This is a genomic window from Rhodovulum sp. YNF3179 (assembly GCF_050586465.1).
GTDB lineage: Bacteria > Pseudomonadota > Alphaproteobacteria > Rhodobacterales > Rhodobacteraceae > CAJXYS01.
On record NZ_JBOCEG010000005.1, the window covers coordinates 226373 to 242464 of the forward strand.

Genomic DNA, 16092 nt, shown 5'->3' on the forward strand with positions numbered 1-16092 from the left:
CCGCGAGGACGAGACATGAACGACATGACGCCGCCGACCCCCCTGCCCCACGCCCCCGCCGACCATCCCGCGGTCCGGTTCGGGAAAACCGGCGTCCTGATCGCCAATCTCGGCACCCCGGACGCGACCGATTACTGGTCGATGCGCCGTTACCTGAACGAGTTCCTGTCGGACCGCCGGGTCATCGACTATTCGCCCTGGATCTGGCAGCCGCTTCTGCAGCTGGTCATCCTGACCAAGCGGCCGTTCTCCTCGGGCGAGGCCTATCGCGGCATCTGGAACACCGAGGCGGATGAAAGCCCGCTGATGACCATCACCAAGGAGCAGACGGCGAAGATCACGGAGCGCATGAAGCAGCGCTATGGCGACGACGTCATCGTCGATTTCTGCATGCGCTACGGCAACCCCTCGACCGAGTCCAGGGTCAACGCCCTGATCGAGAAGGGCTGCGACCGCATCCTCTTCTTCCCGCTCTACCCGCATTATGCCGGCGCCACGAGCGCCACGGCGAACGACCAGTTCTTCCGGTCCCTGATGAAGGCCAAGTGGCAGCCGGCCGCGCGCACCGTTGCGCCCTATTTCGAGCATCCGCAATACATCGACGCGCTCGCGCGGTCGGTGGAAACGGCCTATGGCGACCTGGACGAGCGGCCGGACGTCCTGGTGACCTCCTATCACGGCGTGCCGAAGCGCTACCTGCTCGAAGGCGACCCCTATCACTGCCAGTGCCAGAAGACCTCGCGCCTGCTGAAGGAACGGCTCGGCTGGGAAGACGGCGAGATCGTCACCACCTTCCAGTCGCGCTTCGGACCCGAGGAATGGCTGAAGCCCTACACCGTCGAGGAAGTCGCCCGGCTTGCCGAGAGCGGCAAGAAGAAGATCGCCGTGATCGCGCCGGCCTTCTCGTCGGACTGCGTCGAGACGCTTGAGGAGATCAACGAGGAGATCAAGGAGAGCTTCGAGGAAGCGGGCGGCGAAAGCTTCACCTATATTCCCTGCCTCAACGCCGACGCGGCGCATATCGACGTGCTCTCGACCGTGATCGAGGACAACCTGAAGGGCTGGCTCGACTGAACCGGCGCGCGCGGGCGGCTCAGAGCCAGTCGCGCAGGATCGGGATCAGGGGGATGTCCGCCGGCGGCATCGGGTAGTCGCGCAGCGCCTGCTTGCGCACCCAGGCCATCGCCTGGTCCTCGCGCGCGTGCGGCGTGCCCTGCCATTTCCGGCAGGCGAAGAGCGGCATCAGCAGGTGGAAGTCGTCATAGCCGTGGCTGGCGAAGGTCAGCGGCGCCAGGCAGCTTTCCCAGGTGTTGATGCCAAGCTCTTCCTCCAGTTCGCGGATCAGCGCGGCCTCGGGGGTTTCGCCGGGTTCCACCTTGCCGCCCGGGAATTCCCAGAGCCCGGCCATGGATTTTCCCGCGGGACGCTGGGTCAGCAGCACGCGGCCGTCTGCGTCGATCAGCGCGACGGCCGAGACCAGAACGGTTTTCTTCATGAGCGGTAATCGGCGTTGATGGCGATGTACTGGTGGGTGAGATCGCAGGTCCAGGCGGTGTAGCCCGCCTTGCCGAGCCCCAGGTCGACGCCGATCCGGATCTCGTCGCGCTGCATGTAGGCCGCGCCGTCCGCCTCGCGGTAACTCTCGGCGACCCAGCCCTTCTCGGCCACGAGGATGTCGCCCAGGCGGATCGTCAGCGCGTCGCGGTCGACCGGCGCACCGGATTTGCCCACGGCCATGACGATCCGGCCCCAGTTCGGATCCTCGCCCGCCGCCGCGGTCTTCACCAGCGGCGAGTTCGCGATGGCCAGCGCGACCTTGCGCGCCGCGGTGGGGCTGGTCGCCCCGGTCACGGCCACCTCGATGAATTTCGTCGCGCCCTCGCCGTCGCGGACGACCTGCTTGGCGAGATCCTCCATCACCCCGCGGAGTGCGGCGGCAAAGGCGCGGCCCGCCGCCGACCGTGCCGAAGTGATCGGCGCCATGTCGGCCTTGCCCGTGGCCGCCAGAAGCAGCGTGTCCGAGGTGGAGGTATCGCCGTCCACGGTGATCGCGTTGAAGGTGGGACCGGTCAGGTTGGACAGCATAGATTGCAGGACCGGCTGTTCGATCTTCGCATCGGTGAAGATGAAGACCAGCATGGTCGCCATATCGGGCGCGATCATGCCCGAGCCCTTGGCGATCCCGGCGATACGGATCGGCGCGCCGCCGATCTCGAGCTCGGCCGACGCGCCCTTCGGGTAGGTGTCGGTCGTCATGATCGCGCGCGCGGCGTCTTCCAGCCCGCCCGCGCCGAGCCCGGCCTTCAGATCGGCGATGGCGCCGGTGACCTTCTCGACCGGCAGCGGTTCGCCGATCACGCCGGTGGAGGCCGTGAAGACGTGGCGCACCGGCACGTCCAGCGCCTTGGCCGCGCCCGAGGTCACCGCCTGAACCGCCGCCGCGCCGGCCGCGCCGGTGAAGGCGTTGGAGTTGCCGGAATTGACGAGGATCGCGAAGCCGCCCTTGCCTGCACCCTTCCCGGCCAGGCCGGCGATCTTGGCCTCGCAGTCCAGCACGGCCGCCGATCGGGTCGCCGATTTGGTGAAGACGCCGGCCATCGACGTGCCCGGCGCGAGACGCGCCAGCATCACGTCGGTCCGGTCGGCATAGCGCACGCCGGCCGCGGTGGCCGAAAGCGCGACCCCCGCGATCGAGGGCAGCGGGGGAAAGCCGCCGGCGGGTGCCAGCGGCGACACGTCCGGCGCCGCGGGGGCGGCGCCGGCCTTCAGTTTCTTGCGCAGCTTGGCGGCCTTGCGCTTCAGCTTGCGGATTTCCGCCTTCAGATCCTTGATCTTCGTCTTCGCGGTCCCGCTCTTCCCGGTCTTGGCGGCCATGCCACGCCCTTTCGCGCCTTACTCCTGATCGAACACCGTTACATCGCGGATGACCGAGGGATCAATATCCACGTCGGCGCGCTCGATCTCGGCGGCCTCCGTCAGGGCGGTCACGGCCTGGTCCAGCTTCTGGCCCTGCAACTCCCCGAGGATGTCGGCCCGCACCTCTTCGAGGGCCGGGGCTTCCTTCTGCCGGGTGTCGTTCAGCTTGATGACATGCCAGCCGAACTGGGTCTGGACCGGGCCGGCCACGGCGCCGGTTTCCATCTCGAGCACCGCTTCCTCGAAGGGCGCGACCATCATGCCCTCGGAAAACCAGCCCAGCTCGCCGCCGCGCGGCCCCGACGGGCCGGTGGACCGCTCCTGCGCCAGCGCGGCGAAATCGCCGCCATCCTCGAGCAGGCCCAGGATTTCCCGCGCTTCGTCCTCGGTCTCCACGAGAATGTGAGAGGCGTTGTATTCCGTGCCCGCCGCCGCGTCGGCATAGCGGGCCCGGTAGGCTTCCTCGATCTCGGCCTCGGACACTTCCTGTCCGCTCAGGCGCTGGATCATCTCGCTGGCGAGGAAGGCGCGGCGCTCGTTCTCGAAGGCGCGTTCCTGCTTGGCGTTCAGGTCGCCCTCGATCTCCTGCTGGAGCACGGTCTGCTGCACAAGCTGGTCCAGCATGCCGTTGAACAGAACCTCGTCGGGCAGGTTCTGGTACTGCTCGGGCAGACGTTCGCGCAGGGCGACCAGGTGACCGAGCGTGATCTCGGTTCCGTTCACCGTCGCCAGCACGGTGCCCGGCGCCGGCGTCTCCTGCGCCGTCGCAGCCGATGCCGCCAGGCCGGCGGCCAGCGCGGCGCCCGCAACCAGTTTCGACAGTCTTGCCATGGGAATTCCTCCTCTCCGGGCCGCGTGCGGACCCTGTCGCACGGGCGTCCTGACCGGCGCGGTCCGTTGACACCCATTCCGAGGCCCCTTACATGCGATCACGGTCGCACGGTCCGGGACCAGCCTCTCACCGCACCTTGTATGTATAGCGGAAAGCGGGGACAACCGGGTCCGGTACACGAAGCCGTCAGGGCGGAGAGAAAGGCAGACATGCTGGGTCTTGGAACAATGGCGAAAAAGGTCTTCGGCACGCCGAACGACCGGAAGATCAAGTCCACCCGCCCGATCGTCGAGAAGATCAACGCGCTCGAAGCGGATTACGAGAAGTTCTCTGACGACGAGCTGAAGTCCAAGACCGAAGAGCTGCGCAAGCGCCACGGCGATGGCGAGTCGCTCGAGGCGCTGCTGCCCGAGGCCTTCGCCAACTGCCGCGAAGCCGCCAAGCGGGCCCTAGGCCTGCGGGCGTTCGACGTGCAGCTGATGGGCGGGATCTTCCTGCACCAGGGCAACATTTCCGAGATGAAGACGGGCGAAGGCAAGACGCTGGTCGCGACCTTCCCGGCCTACCTGAACGCGCTGACCGGCCGGGGCGTGCATATCGTGACGGTCAACGACTACCTCGCCCGCCGCGACGCGGAATGGATGGGCAAGGTCTACGGCGCGCTCGGCATGACGACGGGCGTGGTGGTGCCGTTCCAGGACGACGCCGAGAAAAAGGCCGCCTACCAGGCCGACATCACCTACGCGACGAACAACGAGCTCGGCTTCGACTACCTGCGCGACAACATGAAGTCCGAGCTGAAGGACATGGCCCAGCGCGGGCATTATTTCGCCATCGTCGACGAGGTGGACTCGATCCTGATCGACGAGGCCCGGACGCCGCTCATCATCTCCGGCCCCAGCCAGGACCGCAGCGATCTCTACACCGCGATCGACGGCTTCATCCCCGAGATCACCGACGAGCATTTCACCCTCGACGAGAAAAGCCGCAACGTCACCTTTACCGACGAAGGCAACGAGTTCATCGAGGCGCGCCTGCGCGAAGAGGGCCTGCTGCCCGAGGACCAGTCGCTCTACGACCCGGAATCCACGACGCTGGTGCACCACGTCACCCAGGCGCTGAAGGCCCACAAGCTCTTCAGCCGCGACAAGGATTACATCGTCCGCGGCGACGAGGTCGTGCTGATCGACGAATTCACCGGCCGCATGATGCCCGGGCGGCGCCTGAGCGACGGGCTGCACCAGGCCATCGAGGCCAAGGAAGGCGCCAGCATCCAGCCCGAGAACGTCACCCTCGCCAGCGTGACCTTCCAGAACTATTTCCGCCTCTACGAAAAGCTCTCGGGCATGACCGGCACCGCCGCGACCGAGGCCGAGGAATTCGCGGAAATCTACGGGCTGGGCGTGGTGCAGGTGCCGACGAACGAACCCATCGCCCGGAAGGACGAACACGACCAGATCTACCGCACGGCGAAGGAAAAGTTCGACGCCATCGCCGAAGAGATCAAGGCCGCCCACGAGAAGAACCAGCCTGTCCTCGTCGGCACGACATCGATCGAGAAGTCGGAATTCCTGTCCAGCCTTCTGAAGAAGGAAGGCGTGCCGCACAACGTTCTGAACGCCCGCCACCACGAGCAGGAGGCCAAGATCGTGGCCGATGCCGGCAAGCTCGGCGCGGTGACGATCGCGACCAACATGGCCGGGCGCGGGACCGACATCCAGCTTGGCGGCAATGTCGAGATGAAGGTCATGGAGGCGCTGGACGAGACCCCGGACGCCGACCCCGAGGACCTGCGGGCCCAGATCGAGGCCGAGCACGCCGACGAGAAGAAACAGGTGCTCGAGGCCGGCGGCCTCTACGTTCTGGCGACCGAGCGTCACGAATCCCGCCGGATCGACAACCAGCTGCGCGGCCGGTCCGGGCGCCAGGGCGATCCGGGACGGTCCAGCTTCTTCCTCAGCCTCGAGGACGATCTGATGCGGATCTTCGGATCCGAACGGCTCGAGAAGATGCTCTCCACCCTCGGGATGAAAGAGGGCGAGGCAATCGTCCACCCCTGGGTGAACAAGTCACTGGAAAAGGCCCAGGCCAAGGTCGAGGCGCGCAACTTCGACATCCGCAAGCAGTTGCTGAAGTTCGACGACGTCATGAACGATCAGCGTAAGGCGATCTTCGGCCAGCGCCGCGAGATCATGGAGGCCGAGGATCTTTCCGAGATCGTCCAGGATATGCGCCACCAGGTGATCGACGACCTGGTCGACACGCATATGCCCCCGAAAAGCTATGCCGATCAGTGGGATATCGAGGGTCTCACGGCCGCGGTGAGGGAAAAGCTCGGCCTCGATGTCGACGTGGCCGGCTGGGCCGACGAGGAAGGCGTGGACGACGAACAGGTCCGCGAACGGCTCTACAGCGCCTCCGACGCGTTCATGGCGCAGAAGGCGGCCCAGTTCGGCCCCGAGAACATGCGCCAGATCGAGAAGTCGATCCTGCTGCAGTCGATCGACGGCAAGTGGCGCGAGCATCTGCTCCGGCTCGAACATCTGCGCTCCGTCATCGGCTTCCGCGGCTATGCCCAGCGCGATCCCCTGAACGAGTTCAAGACCGAGGCGTTCCAACTGTTCGAGACGCTTCTGAATTCGCTGCGGGTCGAAGTGGCGGAGAAGCTGTCGCGTATCCGCCCGCTGACGCCCGAAGAGCAGGAACAGATGATCGCCGAGATGAAGGCCCAGCAGGAGGCCATGCAGAAGGCCGCCGACCAGCCGCCCCTCCCCGAGACGGGCGCCGGCGGCGGGGCCGCCGCGACCCCGGCCTTCGACGAGAACGACCCCTCCACCTGGGGCAATCCCGGCCGCAACGCCCCCTGTCCCTGCGGGTCCGGCAAGAAATTCAAGCACTGCCACGGCCGGCTGGCCGATCCCGCGCGCACGGCCTGACCGAAGCCGGAGGGCCGTCCGAATGTGGCGGAACCGTGTCACAGGTCTCGTGGGTGCCGGTCCCGGGTCCACAAGATATCTGATTCCGGGGGACGTTCCGGGCCAGATATGCGGTGCGCGCTCAGAAACCGCGACCACAAAAAGACCTAAATTGTTTCAATCTCTTCTCCGATTGTTATCGGCATACTGGACCCAACGCGGAATTGGATCTGGAGTCGAAACATGCGCCTTTCCGAGCGCAAGCTGGCAATCCTGACAGGGGTCTTCTTCGCCGTCGCGATGACGAACGTCTCGCAGAACGGCGACGCGGCCATCGCCTTCCTGGCGCGGATGGCCGATCAGCCGCAATTCGTGGCCGACACCTCTGCCCCGCAGGTCGAGGCGCAGGCCCGCCAGGCCGGGACCGCCCGCGAGACCGCCGCGGGCCAGGTCCGCCAGCCGGCCGTTCCGGACAGCGCCGGGATCCGCACCGGCGACATGACCGATCCGAACCCGCGCCGCAGCCCGACCATGCTGGACCTGAGCCAGATCGAAACCGGGTCGATCATCGACTCGCCGGCGGATCTGGCCGACAAGGTCGACCCGATCCTGACCTTCGATCCCGAGGGCGGCGCGCTGATGCTGCCCCGCGACGTCATGCTGCCCGCCGCCACCCTGCCCGACCGCATGTCCGGCCTGCCCGCGCGCGTCGCGGCGCTGCAGTTCGACCCGACGCGCCCGATCAGCGACGCCCAGCGCGCGCTGAGCCCTTATGGCATGCCCTGTTCGATCTCGCTGGCGGCCTCGGTCCGGCCCGGCGCGCTGGTCTCGGTCACGCTGGATGCGCCCTGCCACCCGCGCTCGCGCGTCGAGATCAGCCATGACGGGCTGGCCGTCGCGTCGCGGACCAATATCTATGGCGGGCTCCATGTCCTCGTGCCCGCGATGGCCCGGCAGGCAAGGATCGTGGCCCGCCTGCCCAGCGGTCAGACCGCATCCATCGTCACCCATGTCCCGGACATGGACAGGATCCAGCGCGTGGCGCTGCAATGGCGCGGGTCCGCCGATCTCGATCTGCACGCGCTCGAATTCGGCGCGACCGGGACCGATACCGGCCATGTCTGGGCCGGCAACGCGCGCAGCGCCGATCATGCCGTGCGGGTCGGCGGCGGCTTCCTGACCGTGCTGGGCGATCCCGACGTGGCCGACCCGATGATGGCCGAGGTCTACACCCTGCCGATGACCGACTGGACACCCGCCGGCACCGTGCGCATGGAAGTCGAGGCCAGCGCGGAGGACGATGACTGCGCCGTCGAGATCGACGCCATGACGCTGATCCGGGCACCGGGCGCCGAGAACTCGGATGTCGGCCTGCGCTTTGCGCTGCCGCCCTGCGGCGGCAAGGAGCCTCTCGTCTTGAAAAACGCCGTCCCAGACCTGAAGATCGCCCGGAACTGATCCTGATCCGAACCCCTGGTGCGACCCTTGTTTTCCCGTTTGGCGGCGCTCGCCGTCCTTGTACTGAGTCTCTCGGCCGCGCCGCTCCGCGCCCAGGACGTCACCTTGACCGCGCGCGACGGCAGTCTCAGCCTGCCGGGCACGCTGCTGCAATACGACGGTGAGTTCTACCGCATCGACACGCGCTACGGGCCGATGACGCTGGCCGCCGACGGCGTCCGGTGCAGCGGTCCGGGCTGTCCCGGCCCGGGGGATGCCGTCGCGCGGGTGGCGATCTCGGGTGCCCGGCAGATGGGGCTGGTGCTGATGCCCGCCTTCATCGAGGGCTATGCCCGCCAGCACGGCCTGACCGCGGTCAAGCGGATCGACGACGAGACCCATTTCAGCTACGCGCTCCGGGCCGGCGACGGCACGCCCGTGGCCGAGATCGCGATCCGCGCCAGCACCACGGACGAGGGGATCGCCGACCTGGTCGCCGCCGAAGCCGACCTCGCGCTTGCGCTGCGCCCGGTCACCGCGGCCGAGGCCGGGATGGCCCGCGAGGCCGGGATCGGAGAGCTGACCGACCCCCGCCGCGCGCGGATCGTGGGACTCGACGCGCTGGTGGCGGTCGTGGCGCCGGAGAACCCGGTCACGGCCCTGACGGTGGCCGAGCTGTCGGCGATCTTCAGCGGCGAGATCCGCAACTGGCGCGATCTGGGCGGGCCCGACGCCCCCGTCATCCCCGTGATCCGCGCGGGCGGTGCGGGGCAGACGCGGCTGCTGGCGGCGCGGTTCCCCGGGGCGGGCGGCATCACCGCCGGGCCGCACCTGTCCTACGCGCCCTCGGCCCCGGCCCTGTCGGACCGGGTGGCCGCCGATCCCTTTGCCATCGGGCTCGTCAGCTATTCCGAGATCGGCAATGCCAGGCCGCTGGCCATCGCGGGCGCGTGCGGCTTTCGCATCGCGCCCGATCCGGCGGCGATCAAGGCAGAGGACTATCCCCTGACCGAACGGCTCCGGGTCTATACGCCCGCGCGCCGGCTGCCCCGTTTCGCGCGCCAGTTGCTGGCCTATCTCGAAACCGAGGCCGCGCAGGCGCTGGTGCCGGCCACGGGATTCGTCGGGCAGGCGGTCACGCCGGTGCCGCTCGGCCGGGACGGTCAGCGGCTGGCCAAGGCGGTGACCGCCCTCGATGCCGAAACCGGTCTTGCGGAATTGCGCGAGATGCTCGCCACGCGCGGCCAGGCGCAGCGGCTGTCGGCCGGGTTCCGCTTCGAGGACGGCACGGCCACGCTCGACCCGCGGGCAGAGGTCAATGTCCGGCTTCTGGGCGACCGGATCGCGGCCGGCCGCTATGACGGCAAGACGCTGATCTTCGCGGGGTTCTCGGACTCTGCCGGCGGCGCGGCGGTCAACCTGCGGCTTTCGCGGGACCGGGCGGCCGCCGCGCGCGACGCCGTGCTTGCGGCGGCGGGCGATGGCGAGCCGTCGCGGCTGGCGGTCCGCGCCGTCGGGTTCGGAGAGCTCTCGCCCATTGCCTGCGATGACTCGGACTGGGGACGGCGGCTGAACCGGCGGGTCGAGGTCTGGCTCGCCGATCAGAGATAACCCTCGGCGCGAAAGCTGAACTCGCGGCCCTTGCCGATCACCAGGTGATCGTGCACCGTCAGCCCAAGCACCTCGGCCGCGTCGACGATCTGCCGCGTCACGAGGATATCGGCCTCCGACGGGGTCGGATCCCCCGAGGGATGATTATGCACGAGGATGAGCGCCGAGGCGCTGAGTTCCAGCCCGCGCTTGACCACTTCGCGCGGGTAGACCGGCACATGGTCCACCGTGCCGCTGGCCTGCTGCTCGTCGGCGATGAGGATGTTCTTGCGGTCGAGGTAGAGCACCCGGAACTGTTCCGTCTCGCGATGGGCCATGCAGGTCCGGCAGTAATGCAGCAACGCGTCCCAGCTGGCGATGACGGCGCGGTCGAGCACGCGGGCGCGCGCCATGCGCTCGGCCGCGGCGGCGACGATCCTGAGTTCCTGGATCACCGACTCGCCCACACCGGGCAGGGCGGTCAGCCGCGCGGACGGGGCCGCCAGCACCGCGTTGAAATCCCCGAATTCCATCAGCAGTTGCTTGGCCAGCGGTTTCACGTCGCGGCGCGGAATCGCGCGGAACAGCACCAGTTCCAGCAACTCGTAATCCGGCATGGCCTCGGCGCCGCCCTGCATGAAGCGCGCGCGCAACCGCTTGCGATGCGCGACCTGGTGCGGTTCGGGACCGGCCCGGCGCCGGGTCCGAACCGGCTCGAATCCGGGCAGCGGGGCCTCGGAGAACTGGCGGGGCGGCGGACTCATGGGCCGACGCTCCGTCGATTCCGGTTAATGGACCGTTAAACCCCGGCGGGCGACGCCGCGTCAGCCCCAGGTCGGATGAAACTTTCCGGCGGGCGAGGGGGTAAAGATCTCTACCCCGTCCGCGGTCACGCCGACGGAATGCTCGAACTGGGCCGAGAGGCTCTTGTCGCGGGTCACCGCCGTCCAGTCGTCGGCCAGCACCTTGGTCTCGGGGCGGCCCAGGTTCACCATGGGCTCGATGGTGAAGAACATGCCCTCCTCGAGGATGGGTCCGGTGCCGGGCCGGCCGTAATGCAGGACGTTGGGCGGGGCGTGGAACACCCGGCCCAGCCCGTGCCCGCAGAAGTCCCGCACCACCGACATGCGCTGGGCCTCGACATAGGCCTGGATGGCATGACCGATATCGCCGAAGGTGTTGCCCGGCCTGACCGCCTCGATGCCCTTCATCAGCGAGTCGTGCGTCACCTGGATCAGGCGCTCGGCCTTGCGGCTGAGCTTGCCGGCGACATACATCCGGCTGGTGTCGCCGAACCACCCGTCGACGATCACCGTGACGTCGATGTTCAGGATATCGCCGTCCTTCAGCACCTTGTCGCCGGGAATGCCGTGACAGACCACGTGATTGACGCTGATGCAGGAGGCGTGCCGGTAGCCCTTGTAGCCGATGGTCGCCGATTTCGCGCCCGCCGCGTTCACCTTGTCCTCGATGACGCGGTCGATTGCCGCCGTCGTCACGCCGGGCTGCACGACGTAGCAGAGATCGTCGAGGATCTCGGCGGCGAGCCGCCCTGCCTTGTGCATGCCGTCGAAATCCGCCGCCTCGTGGATGCGGATGCCCTCTTTCGTCACTCTGCCGCGGTGCCGGTCGTCCACGGGGTCGCTCCTTCGTTGATTTCGCGCCCTAGATAAGGCGAAATGCGCCGCTATGCCAGTGGGGGCCGTGCCTGCTGTGCCGGATCGACGGGCAGGGGGGCCGCGAAACCGACGCCATCGGTGCCGATCCGCGTGCCGAAGGCCAGCATCTCGACGCCCGCCGCCCGCGCGAGATCGAACGCCGCCGCGTAGGCCGGGTCGATATCGCCGGCAAGCCGGAACGCGTCGCAATCGGTGCGCTGCACGAGGTAGAGCATCACCGCGCGATGCCCGGCCGCCACCATGTCGGACAGCTCGGCGAGATGCTTCGCGCCGCGGGCGGTGACGCAGTCGGGGAACTCCGCCCAGCTGCCGTCACGGCGCAGGTGGACGTTCTTGACCTCGACATAGGTGGCGCCCGCCGGCCCCTCGAGCAGGAAGTCGACCCGGCTGCCCCGGCCGTATTTCACTTCCGGCCGGACGCTGTCATAGCCGGAGAGCCCGGGCACCGCCCGATGCTCCAGCGCCGCGCGGACGACGCGGTTCGGCACCCCGGTGTCGATGCCGGCGAAATGGCCGCCGCCGAGGTCCACGAGTTTCCACGAGAATTTCAGCTTCTTCTTCGGATCGTCGTTGGGCTCGACCCAGATGCGGGCGCCAGGATCGGCCAGCCCGAGCATCGCGCCGGGGTTGGGGCAATGGGCGACGGCCTCGGTCCCGTCCGCGAACCGGATATCGGCCAGGAACCGCTTGTAGCGCCGGATCAGCCGGGCCGGCACGAGAGGGGTTTGAAAGCGCATGGCGCGGACCTATACCTGTCCCGCATGGCAGGCAAGGAGCGGCACGATGGGCAACCCGACGGCGGGGATGGTGGTGATCGGCGACGAGATTCTCTCGGGCCGGACGCGGGACGCGAACATGCACCATCTCGCGGGGCGCCTGACCGCGGCGGGCATCGACCTGGCGGAGGTGCGGGTCGTGCCGGACGTGCAGGCGCGGATCGTCGCGGCGCTGAACGCGCTGCGGGAGAGCTGCGACCACGTCTTCACTTCGGGGGGCATCGGGCCGACCCATGACGACATCACCGCCGACGCGGTGGCGGCGGCCTTCGGCGTGGGTGTCGATGTTCGCGCAGACGCCCGGGCCATCCTGGCCGAGCATTACGCCAAGACCGGGCGCGACCTGAACGCGGCGCGTCTGCGCATGGCGCGCATCCCGGACGGCGCCGCGCTGATCGAGAACCCGGTCTCGGCCGCGCCGGGCTTTTCGCTTGGCAACGTGCATGTCATGGCCGGCGTGCCGTCGGTTTTCGAGGCGATGGTCGCATCCGTCCTGCCGACGCTGACCGGGGGGGCGCCCCTGATCTCGCGGACCCTGCGCGTGGACGAGCCCGAGGGCGAGGTCGCGGCCGTGCTCAACGGGGTGGTCGGCGATCACGCGGATCTTTCTTTCGGCTCCTACCCCTTCATCGCGGGGCAGGTCTACGGCACGCGGATCGTTATCCGCGGCACCGACGACGCGCGCATCGGCGCGGCGCTGGCGGTGCTGGCCGCCAAGTTTCCCGGCGCGGTGGAGGAATGAGCACGCCCGACCACGCCCGCCTTTTCGCGGCGCTGGACGCCACCTGGCCCGCGGCGGAATTCCGGCGGCTGGGCCCCTGGACGCTGCGGCGCGGGGATGGCGGCGGCAAGCGCGTTTCCGCGGCCACGGCGGAGGGCGCCGTCACCGGCGACGACATCGACCGGGCGGAAAGCGCCATGCGCGACATGGGACAGGCCCCGCTCTTCATGATCCGGCGCGGCGATACGGCGCTGGACGGGCTGCTCGCGGAGCGCGGCTATGCCGTCGTCGACCCGGTGCATGTCTTCCTGGCCCCGGTCGCGACCGTTGCCGCGGCCGCCCCCGACCCGATGGCCTGCTTCACCGTCGAAACGCCGCTTGCCATCATGCGCGACATGTGGGCCGCCGGCGGGATCGGACCGGAACGCCTGGCGGTGATGGCCCGGGCGCAGGGGCCCCGGACATGTCTCTTCGCGCGCACCCATGACCGGCCCGCCGGCGTCGGCTTCGTCGCGATCCACGAGGATATCGCCATGTTGCACGCGCTGGAGGTGCCGGAGGCCTTTCGCCGGCGCGGTGCGGCACGGAACATCTTGGGTCGCGCCGCGCAATGGGCGCAAGATCATGATGCAGCGTGGTTTTCAGCGGTCACAACAGGCGAAAACCTGCCGGCACAGCGGCTCTTTTCTGGCCTGGGGCTGCGTTCTGTGGATAATTACCACTACCGAACGAAACAATCCGGGTAAGCCGGGGGCCGTAGGCAGGTGACGGAAGAACAATCCAAGGTGACGGCACTTGATTTGCCGCCGGTCGATCCCTTGCCGGACGACACGCGGCGGTATTTCGAGGTATGCGCGGAAAAGCTCGGCCTCGTGCCCAACGTGCTGCGCGCCTATGCCTTCGACATCGACAAGCTTAACGCCTTCACGGCGATGTATAACGACCTGATGCTCTCCGACAGCGGGCTCAGCAAGCTCGAGCGCGAGATGATCGCGGTCGTGGTCTCTTCGATCAACCGCTGCTGGTACTGCCAGGCCGCCCATGGCGCGGCGGTGCGTCAGCTGTCGGGCGACCCGGTCCTGGGCGAGGCCCTGGTCATGAATTACCGCGTCGCCCCGCTCGACCCGCGTCAGCGCGCGATGCTCGACTTCGCGGCCAAGCTGACCGAATCCAGCAGCCGGATCGAGGAAAGCGACCGGGCCGCCCTGCGCGCGGCCGGGTTCGGCGACCGCGACATCTGGGATATCGCGGCGGTGGCCGGGTTCTTCAACATGACGAACCGCATTGCCTCGGCAACGGATATGCAACCCAATCCGGCGTATCACGGGGCGCACAGATGACCCGGACCGCCCGCATACTGGCCCTTGCGGCCCTGGCCTGCCCGCTGCCTGCCTCGGCCGACCTGGCGCTCGATTTCCCGGGCGCCGCCAGCCAGAGCGCCGAGGAAATCGTCGGTGCCGCCAGCTACCGTCTGCCGGTGGGCCCCTATGCGGACTCCGGTCTCGAGACCATCCGCGCCGAGGGCACGATCCGCCAGGCCGCCTGGCGCACCGCCACGCCGCAGCTCAGCACGCTGGAGCTGCTGTCGACGCTGCGCGAACAGCTGACGGACAAGGGCTTCAGCATCCTCTTCGAATGCGAGACCGAGGGATGCGGCGGTTTCGATTTCCGCTTCGCGGTCGACCTGATCCCCGAGCCCGAGATGCATGTGGACCTGGGTGATTTCCGCTACCTGGCCGCGCGCCGCGTCACGAACGGCAAGCCGGATTATGTCGGGCTCATGGTCAGCCGCAGCCTCGAGTCCGGCTACGTGCAGATCACCCGCATCGCCGATGACCAGAAGGCCGCCGAGATCGTCGCCAAGTCGACCAAGTCGGATGCGACCCGGCCGATCGAAGCGGGATCGCTTGCCGCGCAGCTGAACGATGCCGGCGTCGCGGTGCTTTCGGACCTCGACTTCGGCGTTGGATCGGCGGAGCTGGCCGGCGACGACTACGCCTCGCTGGACGCGCTGGCGCAATATCTCGAGGCCAACCCCGGCCACAGCATCGCGCTGGTCGGCCACACGGATTTCGCCGGATCGCTCGACGGCAATGTCGCGCTGTCGAGGAAGCGCGCGACCTCGGTGCTCGATCGGCTGGTGGGGCGCTACGGCATCGATCCCGCGCGGCTCGACGCGCAGGGCGTCGGCTACCTGGCCCCGGTGGCCAGCAACGAGACCGATACCGGCCGCGCCAAAAACAGAAGGGTCGAGGTGGTTATCACCTCGACCCAGTAAGTGCACCAACGCACAGGGAACTCTACCAGGTTTCGGGGCCCTTGTCCTTGAAGTGCTCGACGAGAAAGTCGATCATCGCGCGCACCTTGGGCTGCGTGTAGCGCCCGGGCGGATAGACCGCGTAGATCGACTGGGTCTCTACCGGCAGCTCCGGGATCGCCTCCTCGATCAGGCCTTCGGCCATCTTGTCGGCGTAGAGGAAGCTCGGAAGGTACGCGATCCCCAGGCCCGAAACCGCGGCGTTCAGCAGCGACTGGCCGTCATTCACGGTCAGCCAGCCCGACGCCCGGACCTGGCGTTTCTCGCCGGTGGGCGAGGTCAGCTTCCAGACATTCCCGCTCGACTGGTTCGTGTAATGGAGCAGCTTGTGCTCGGTCAGGTCGTCGATCCGCTTGGGCCGCCCGTACTGTCTGAAATAGGAGGGCGCACCGACAAGCCGCTTGTTGGTCTCGGTCAGCTTGCGCGCCCGCAGCGAGCTGTCCTCGAGCTCACCGACCCGGATCGACAGGTCGTAGCCCTCGGAGATCAGTTCGACATGGCGGTTGTTGAGAACCATGTTCACCGTGACTTCGGGATAGCGCAGCAGGAAATCCCCCAGCACCGGCGACAGGTGATTCACCCCGAAATCCGTGGCGACGGACACGCGGAGCAGGCCGCTCGGCGCGTCCTGCATGGCCGTCACCATCGCGTCGGCCTCGCCGGCGTCGTTCAGAACGCGGCGCGCCCGGTCGTAATAGGCCAGCCCGATCTCGGTGGGGCTGACGCGTCGCGTGGTGCGGTTCAGCAGCCGGGCACCGAGCCGGCTTTCCAGCGCCGAGACATGCTTCGACACGGCCGATTTCGATATTCCGAGCTTCCGGGCCGCGTCGGTGAACCCGCCCTGGTCCACCACGGTCGCGAAGGCTTCCATTTCTGTCAGTCGATCCATACGACCTTCCTCAGGTACGC

General features: G+C 68.1%; 15 protein-coding genes. 8 read left to right on the plus strand and 7 right to left on the minus strand.

Annotated features, from left to right (window positions below):
• Positions 1-15: 15 nt before the first annotated feature.
• Positions 16-1074, plus strand: coding sequence for a ferrochelatase (gene hemH / locus ACQ5SP_RS10965; protein ID WP_430938409.1), 1059 nt, complete (start codon positions 16-18; stop codon positions 1072-1074).
• 19 nt (positions 1075-1093) lie between these two features.
• On the opposite strand, the gene mutT is transcribed toward hemH, so the two are convergent.
• Genes mutT through ACQ5SP_RS10980 form a run of 3 tightly spaced genes read right to left on the minus strand, consistent with a single transcriptional unit; the run spans position 1094 to position 3747 of the window.
• Positions 1094-1495 (minus strand): 8-oxo-dGTP diphosphatase MutT, encoded by a 402-nt coding sequence (gene mutT / locus ACQ5SP_RS10970; protein WP_430938410.1) that lies wholly within the window; start codon positions 1493-1495, stop codon positions 1094-1096.
• A complete protein-coding gene (gene argJ / locus ACQ5SP_RS10975) occupies positions 1492-2874 on the minus strand; it encodes a bifunctional glutamate N-acetyltransferase/amino-acid acetyltransferase ArgJ (protein WP_430938411.1) in 1383 nt (460 codons plus the stop codon). Before argJ ends, mutT begins: the two co-directional genes overlap by 4 nt.
• 18 nt (positions 2875-2892) lie before the next feature.
• On the minus strand, positions 2893-3747 hold the full coding sequence (locus ACQ5SP_RS10980) for a peptidylprolyl isomerase (protein WP_430938412.1): 855 nt from the start codon (positions 3745-3747) through the stop codon (positions 2893-2895).
• Positions 3748-3957: 210 nt separating this feature from the next.
• Here ACQ5SP_RS10980 and secA point away from each other — a divergent pair, with 210 nt between their 5' ends.
• From secA to ACQ5SP_RS10995, 3 genes are all read left to right on the plus strand, one after another.
• Complete coding sequence (gene secA, locus ACQ5SP_RS10985; protein ID WP_430938413.1) at positions 3958-6684, plus strand: preprotein translocase subunit SecA; 2727 nt, start codon at positions 3958-3960, stop codon at positions 6682-6684.
• A 222-nt stretch (positions 6685-6906) separates the two neighbouring features.
• Positions 6907-8121, plus strand: a complete 1215-nt coding sequence (locus ACQ5SP_RS10990; RefSeq protein WP_430938414.1) for a hypothetical protein — start codon at positions 6907-6909, stop codon at positions 8119-8121.
• A 105-nt stretch (positions 8122-8226) separates the two neighbouring features.
• Complete coding sequence (locus ACQ5SP_RS10995; RefSeq protein ID WP_430938415.1) at positions 8227-9711, plus strand: substrate-binding domain-containing protein; 1485 nt, start codon at positions 8227-8229, stop codon at positions 9709-9711.
• Here ACQ5SP_RS10995 and radC read toward each other — a convergent pair.
• From radC to sfsA, 3 genes are read right to left on the minus strand one after another with little or no spacing between them, the layout of a single operon-like run.
• Positions 9702-10454: a RadC family protein gene (gene radC, locus ACQ5SP_RS11000; RefSeq protein ID WP_430938416.1), complete on the minus strand. Its 753-nt coding sequence runs from the start codon at positions 10452-10454 to the stop codon at positions 9702-9704. The two genes, ACQ5SP_RS10995 and radC, sit on opposite strands and share 10 nt — an antisense overlap.
• A gap of 60 nt (positions 10455-10514) precedes the next feature.
• Complete coding sequence (gene map, locus ACQ5SP_RS11005) at positions 10515-11327, minus strand: type I methionyl aminopeptidase (protein ID WP_430938417.1); 813 nt, start codon at positions 11325-11327, stop codon at positions 10515-10517.
• A 50-nt stretch (positions 11328-11377) separates the two neighbouring features.
• On the minus strand, positions 11378-12106 hold the full coding sequence (gene sfsA, locus ACQ5SP_RS11010; RefSeq protein ID WP_430938418.1) for a DNA/RNA nuclease SfsA: 729 nt from the start codon (positions 12104-12106) through the stop codon (positions 11378-11380).
• 46 nt (positions 12107-12152) lie between these two features.
• Here sfsA and ACQ5SP_RS11015 point away from each other — a divergent pair, with 46 nt between their 5' ends.
• The 4 genes from ACQ5SP_RS11015 to ACQ5SP_RS11030 are packed head-to-tail and all read left to right on the plus strand — an operon-like array spanning position 12153 to position 15144.
• Positions 12153-12887 (plus strand): competence/damage-inducible protein A, encoded by a 735-nt coding sequence (locus tag ACQ5SP_RS11015; RefSeq protein ID WP_430938419.1) that lies wholly within the window; start codon positions 12153-12155, stop codon positions 12885-12887.
• A complete protein-coding gene (locus tag ACQ5SP_RS11020) occupies positions 12884-13612 on the plus strand; it encodes a GNAT family N-acetyltransferase (RefSeq protein ID WP_430938420.1) in 729 nt (242 codons plus the stop codon). The genes ACQ5SP_RS11015 and ACQ5SP_RS11020 overlap by 4 nt, the downstream gene beginning before the upstream one ends.
• A gap of 39 nt (positions 13613-13651) precedes the next feature.
• Positions 13652-14206, plus strand: a complete 555-nt coding sequence (locus ACQ5SP_RS11025; RefSeq protein ID WP_430938421.1) for a peroxidase-related enzyme — start codon at positions 13652-13654, stop codon at positions 14204-14206.
• The gene (locus ACQ5SP_RS11030; RefSeq protein ID WP_430938422.1) at positions 14203-15144 is read left to right on the plus strand and encodes an OmpA family protein; all 942 of its coding nucleotides are present in this window, start codon (positions 14203-14205) and stop codon (positions 15142-15144) included. The genes ACQ5SP_RS11025 and ACQ5SP_RS11030 overlap by 4 nt, the downstream gene beginning before the upstream one ends.
• A gap of 22 nt (positions 15145-15166) precedes the next feature.
• Here ACQ5SP_RS11030 and ACQ5SP_RS11035 read toward each other — a convergent pair whose 3' ends face one another.
• Positions 15167-16072, minus strand: coding sequence for a LysR family transcriptional regulator (locus tag ACQ5SP_RS11035; protein WP_430938423.1), 906 nt, complete (start codon positions 16070-16072; stop codon positions 15167-15169).
• Positions 16073-16092: the final 20 nt, after the last annotated feature.

Bases quoted from the DNA above. Each gene is read 5' to 3' on its own strand.
- secA (WP_430938413.1), top strand. From the start codon at position 3,958: ATGCTGGGTCTTGGAACAATGGCGAAAAAGGTCTTCGGCACGCCGAAC.
- mutT (WP_430938410.1), bottom strand. From the start codon at position 1,495: ATGAAGAAAACCGTTCTGGTCTCGGCCGTCGCGCTGATCGACGCAGAC.
- ACQ5SP_RS10980 (WP_430938412.1), bottom strand. From the start codon at position 3,747: ATGGCAAGACTGTCGAAACTGGTTGCGGGCGCCGCGCTGGCCGCCGGC.
- ACQ5SP_RS11035 (WP_430938423.1), bottom strand. From the start codon at position 16,072: ATGGATCGACTGACAGAAATGGAAGCCTTCGCGACCGTGGTGGACCAG.
- argJ (WP_430938411.1), bottom strand. From the start codon at position 2,874: ATGGCCGCCAAGACCGGGAAGAGCGGGACCGCGAAGACGAAGATCAAG.
- hemH (WP_430938409.1), top strand. From the start codon at position 16: ATGAACGACATGACGCCGCCGACCCCCCTGCCCCACGCCCCCGCCGAC.
- ACQ5SP_RS11030 (WP_430938422.1), top strand. From the start codon at position 14,203: ATGACCCGGACCGCCCGCATACTGGCCCTTGCGGCCCTGGCCTGCCCG.
- radC (WP_430938416.1), bottom strand. From the start codon at position 10,454: ATGAGTCCGCCGCCCCGCCAGTTCTCCGAGGCCCCGCTGCCCGGATTC.
- ACQ5SP_RS11020 (WP_430938420.1), top strand. From the start codon at position 12,884: ATGAGCACGCCCGACCACGCCCGCCTTTTCGCGGCGCTGGACGCCACC.
- ACQ5SP_RS11015 (WP_430938419.1), top strand. From the start codon at position 12,153: ATGGGCAACCCGACGGCGGGGATGGTGGTGATCGGCGACGAGATTCTC.
- sfsA (WP_430938418.1), bottom strand. From the start codon at position 12,106: ATGCGCTTTCAAACCCCTCTCGTGCCGGCCCGGCTGATCCGGCGCTAC.
- ACQ5SP_RS10990 (WP_430938414.1), top strand. From the start codon at position 6,907: ATGCGCCTTTCCGAGCGCAAGCTGGCAATCCTGACAGGGGTCTTCTTC.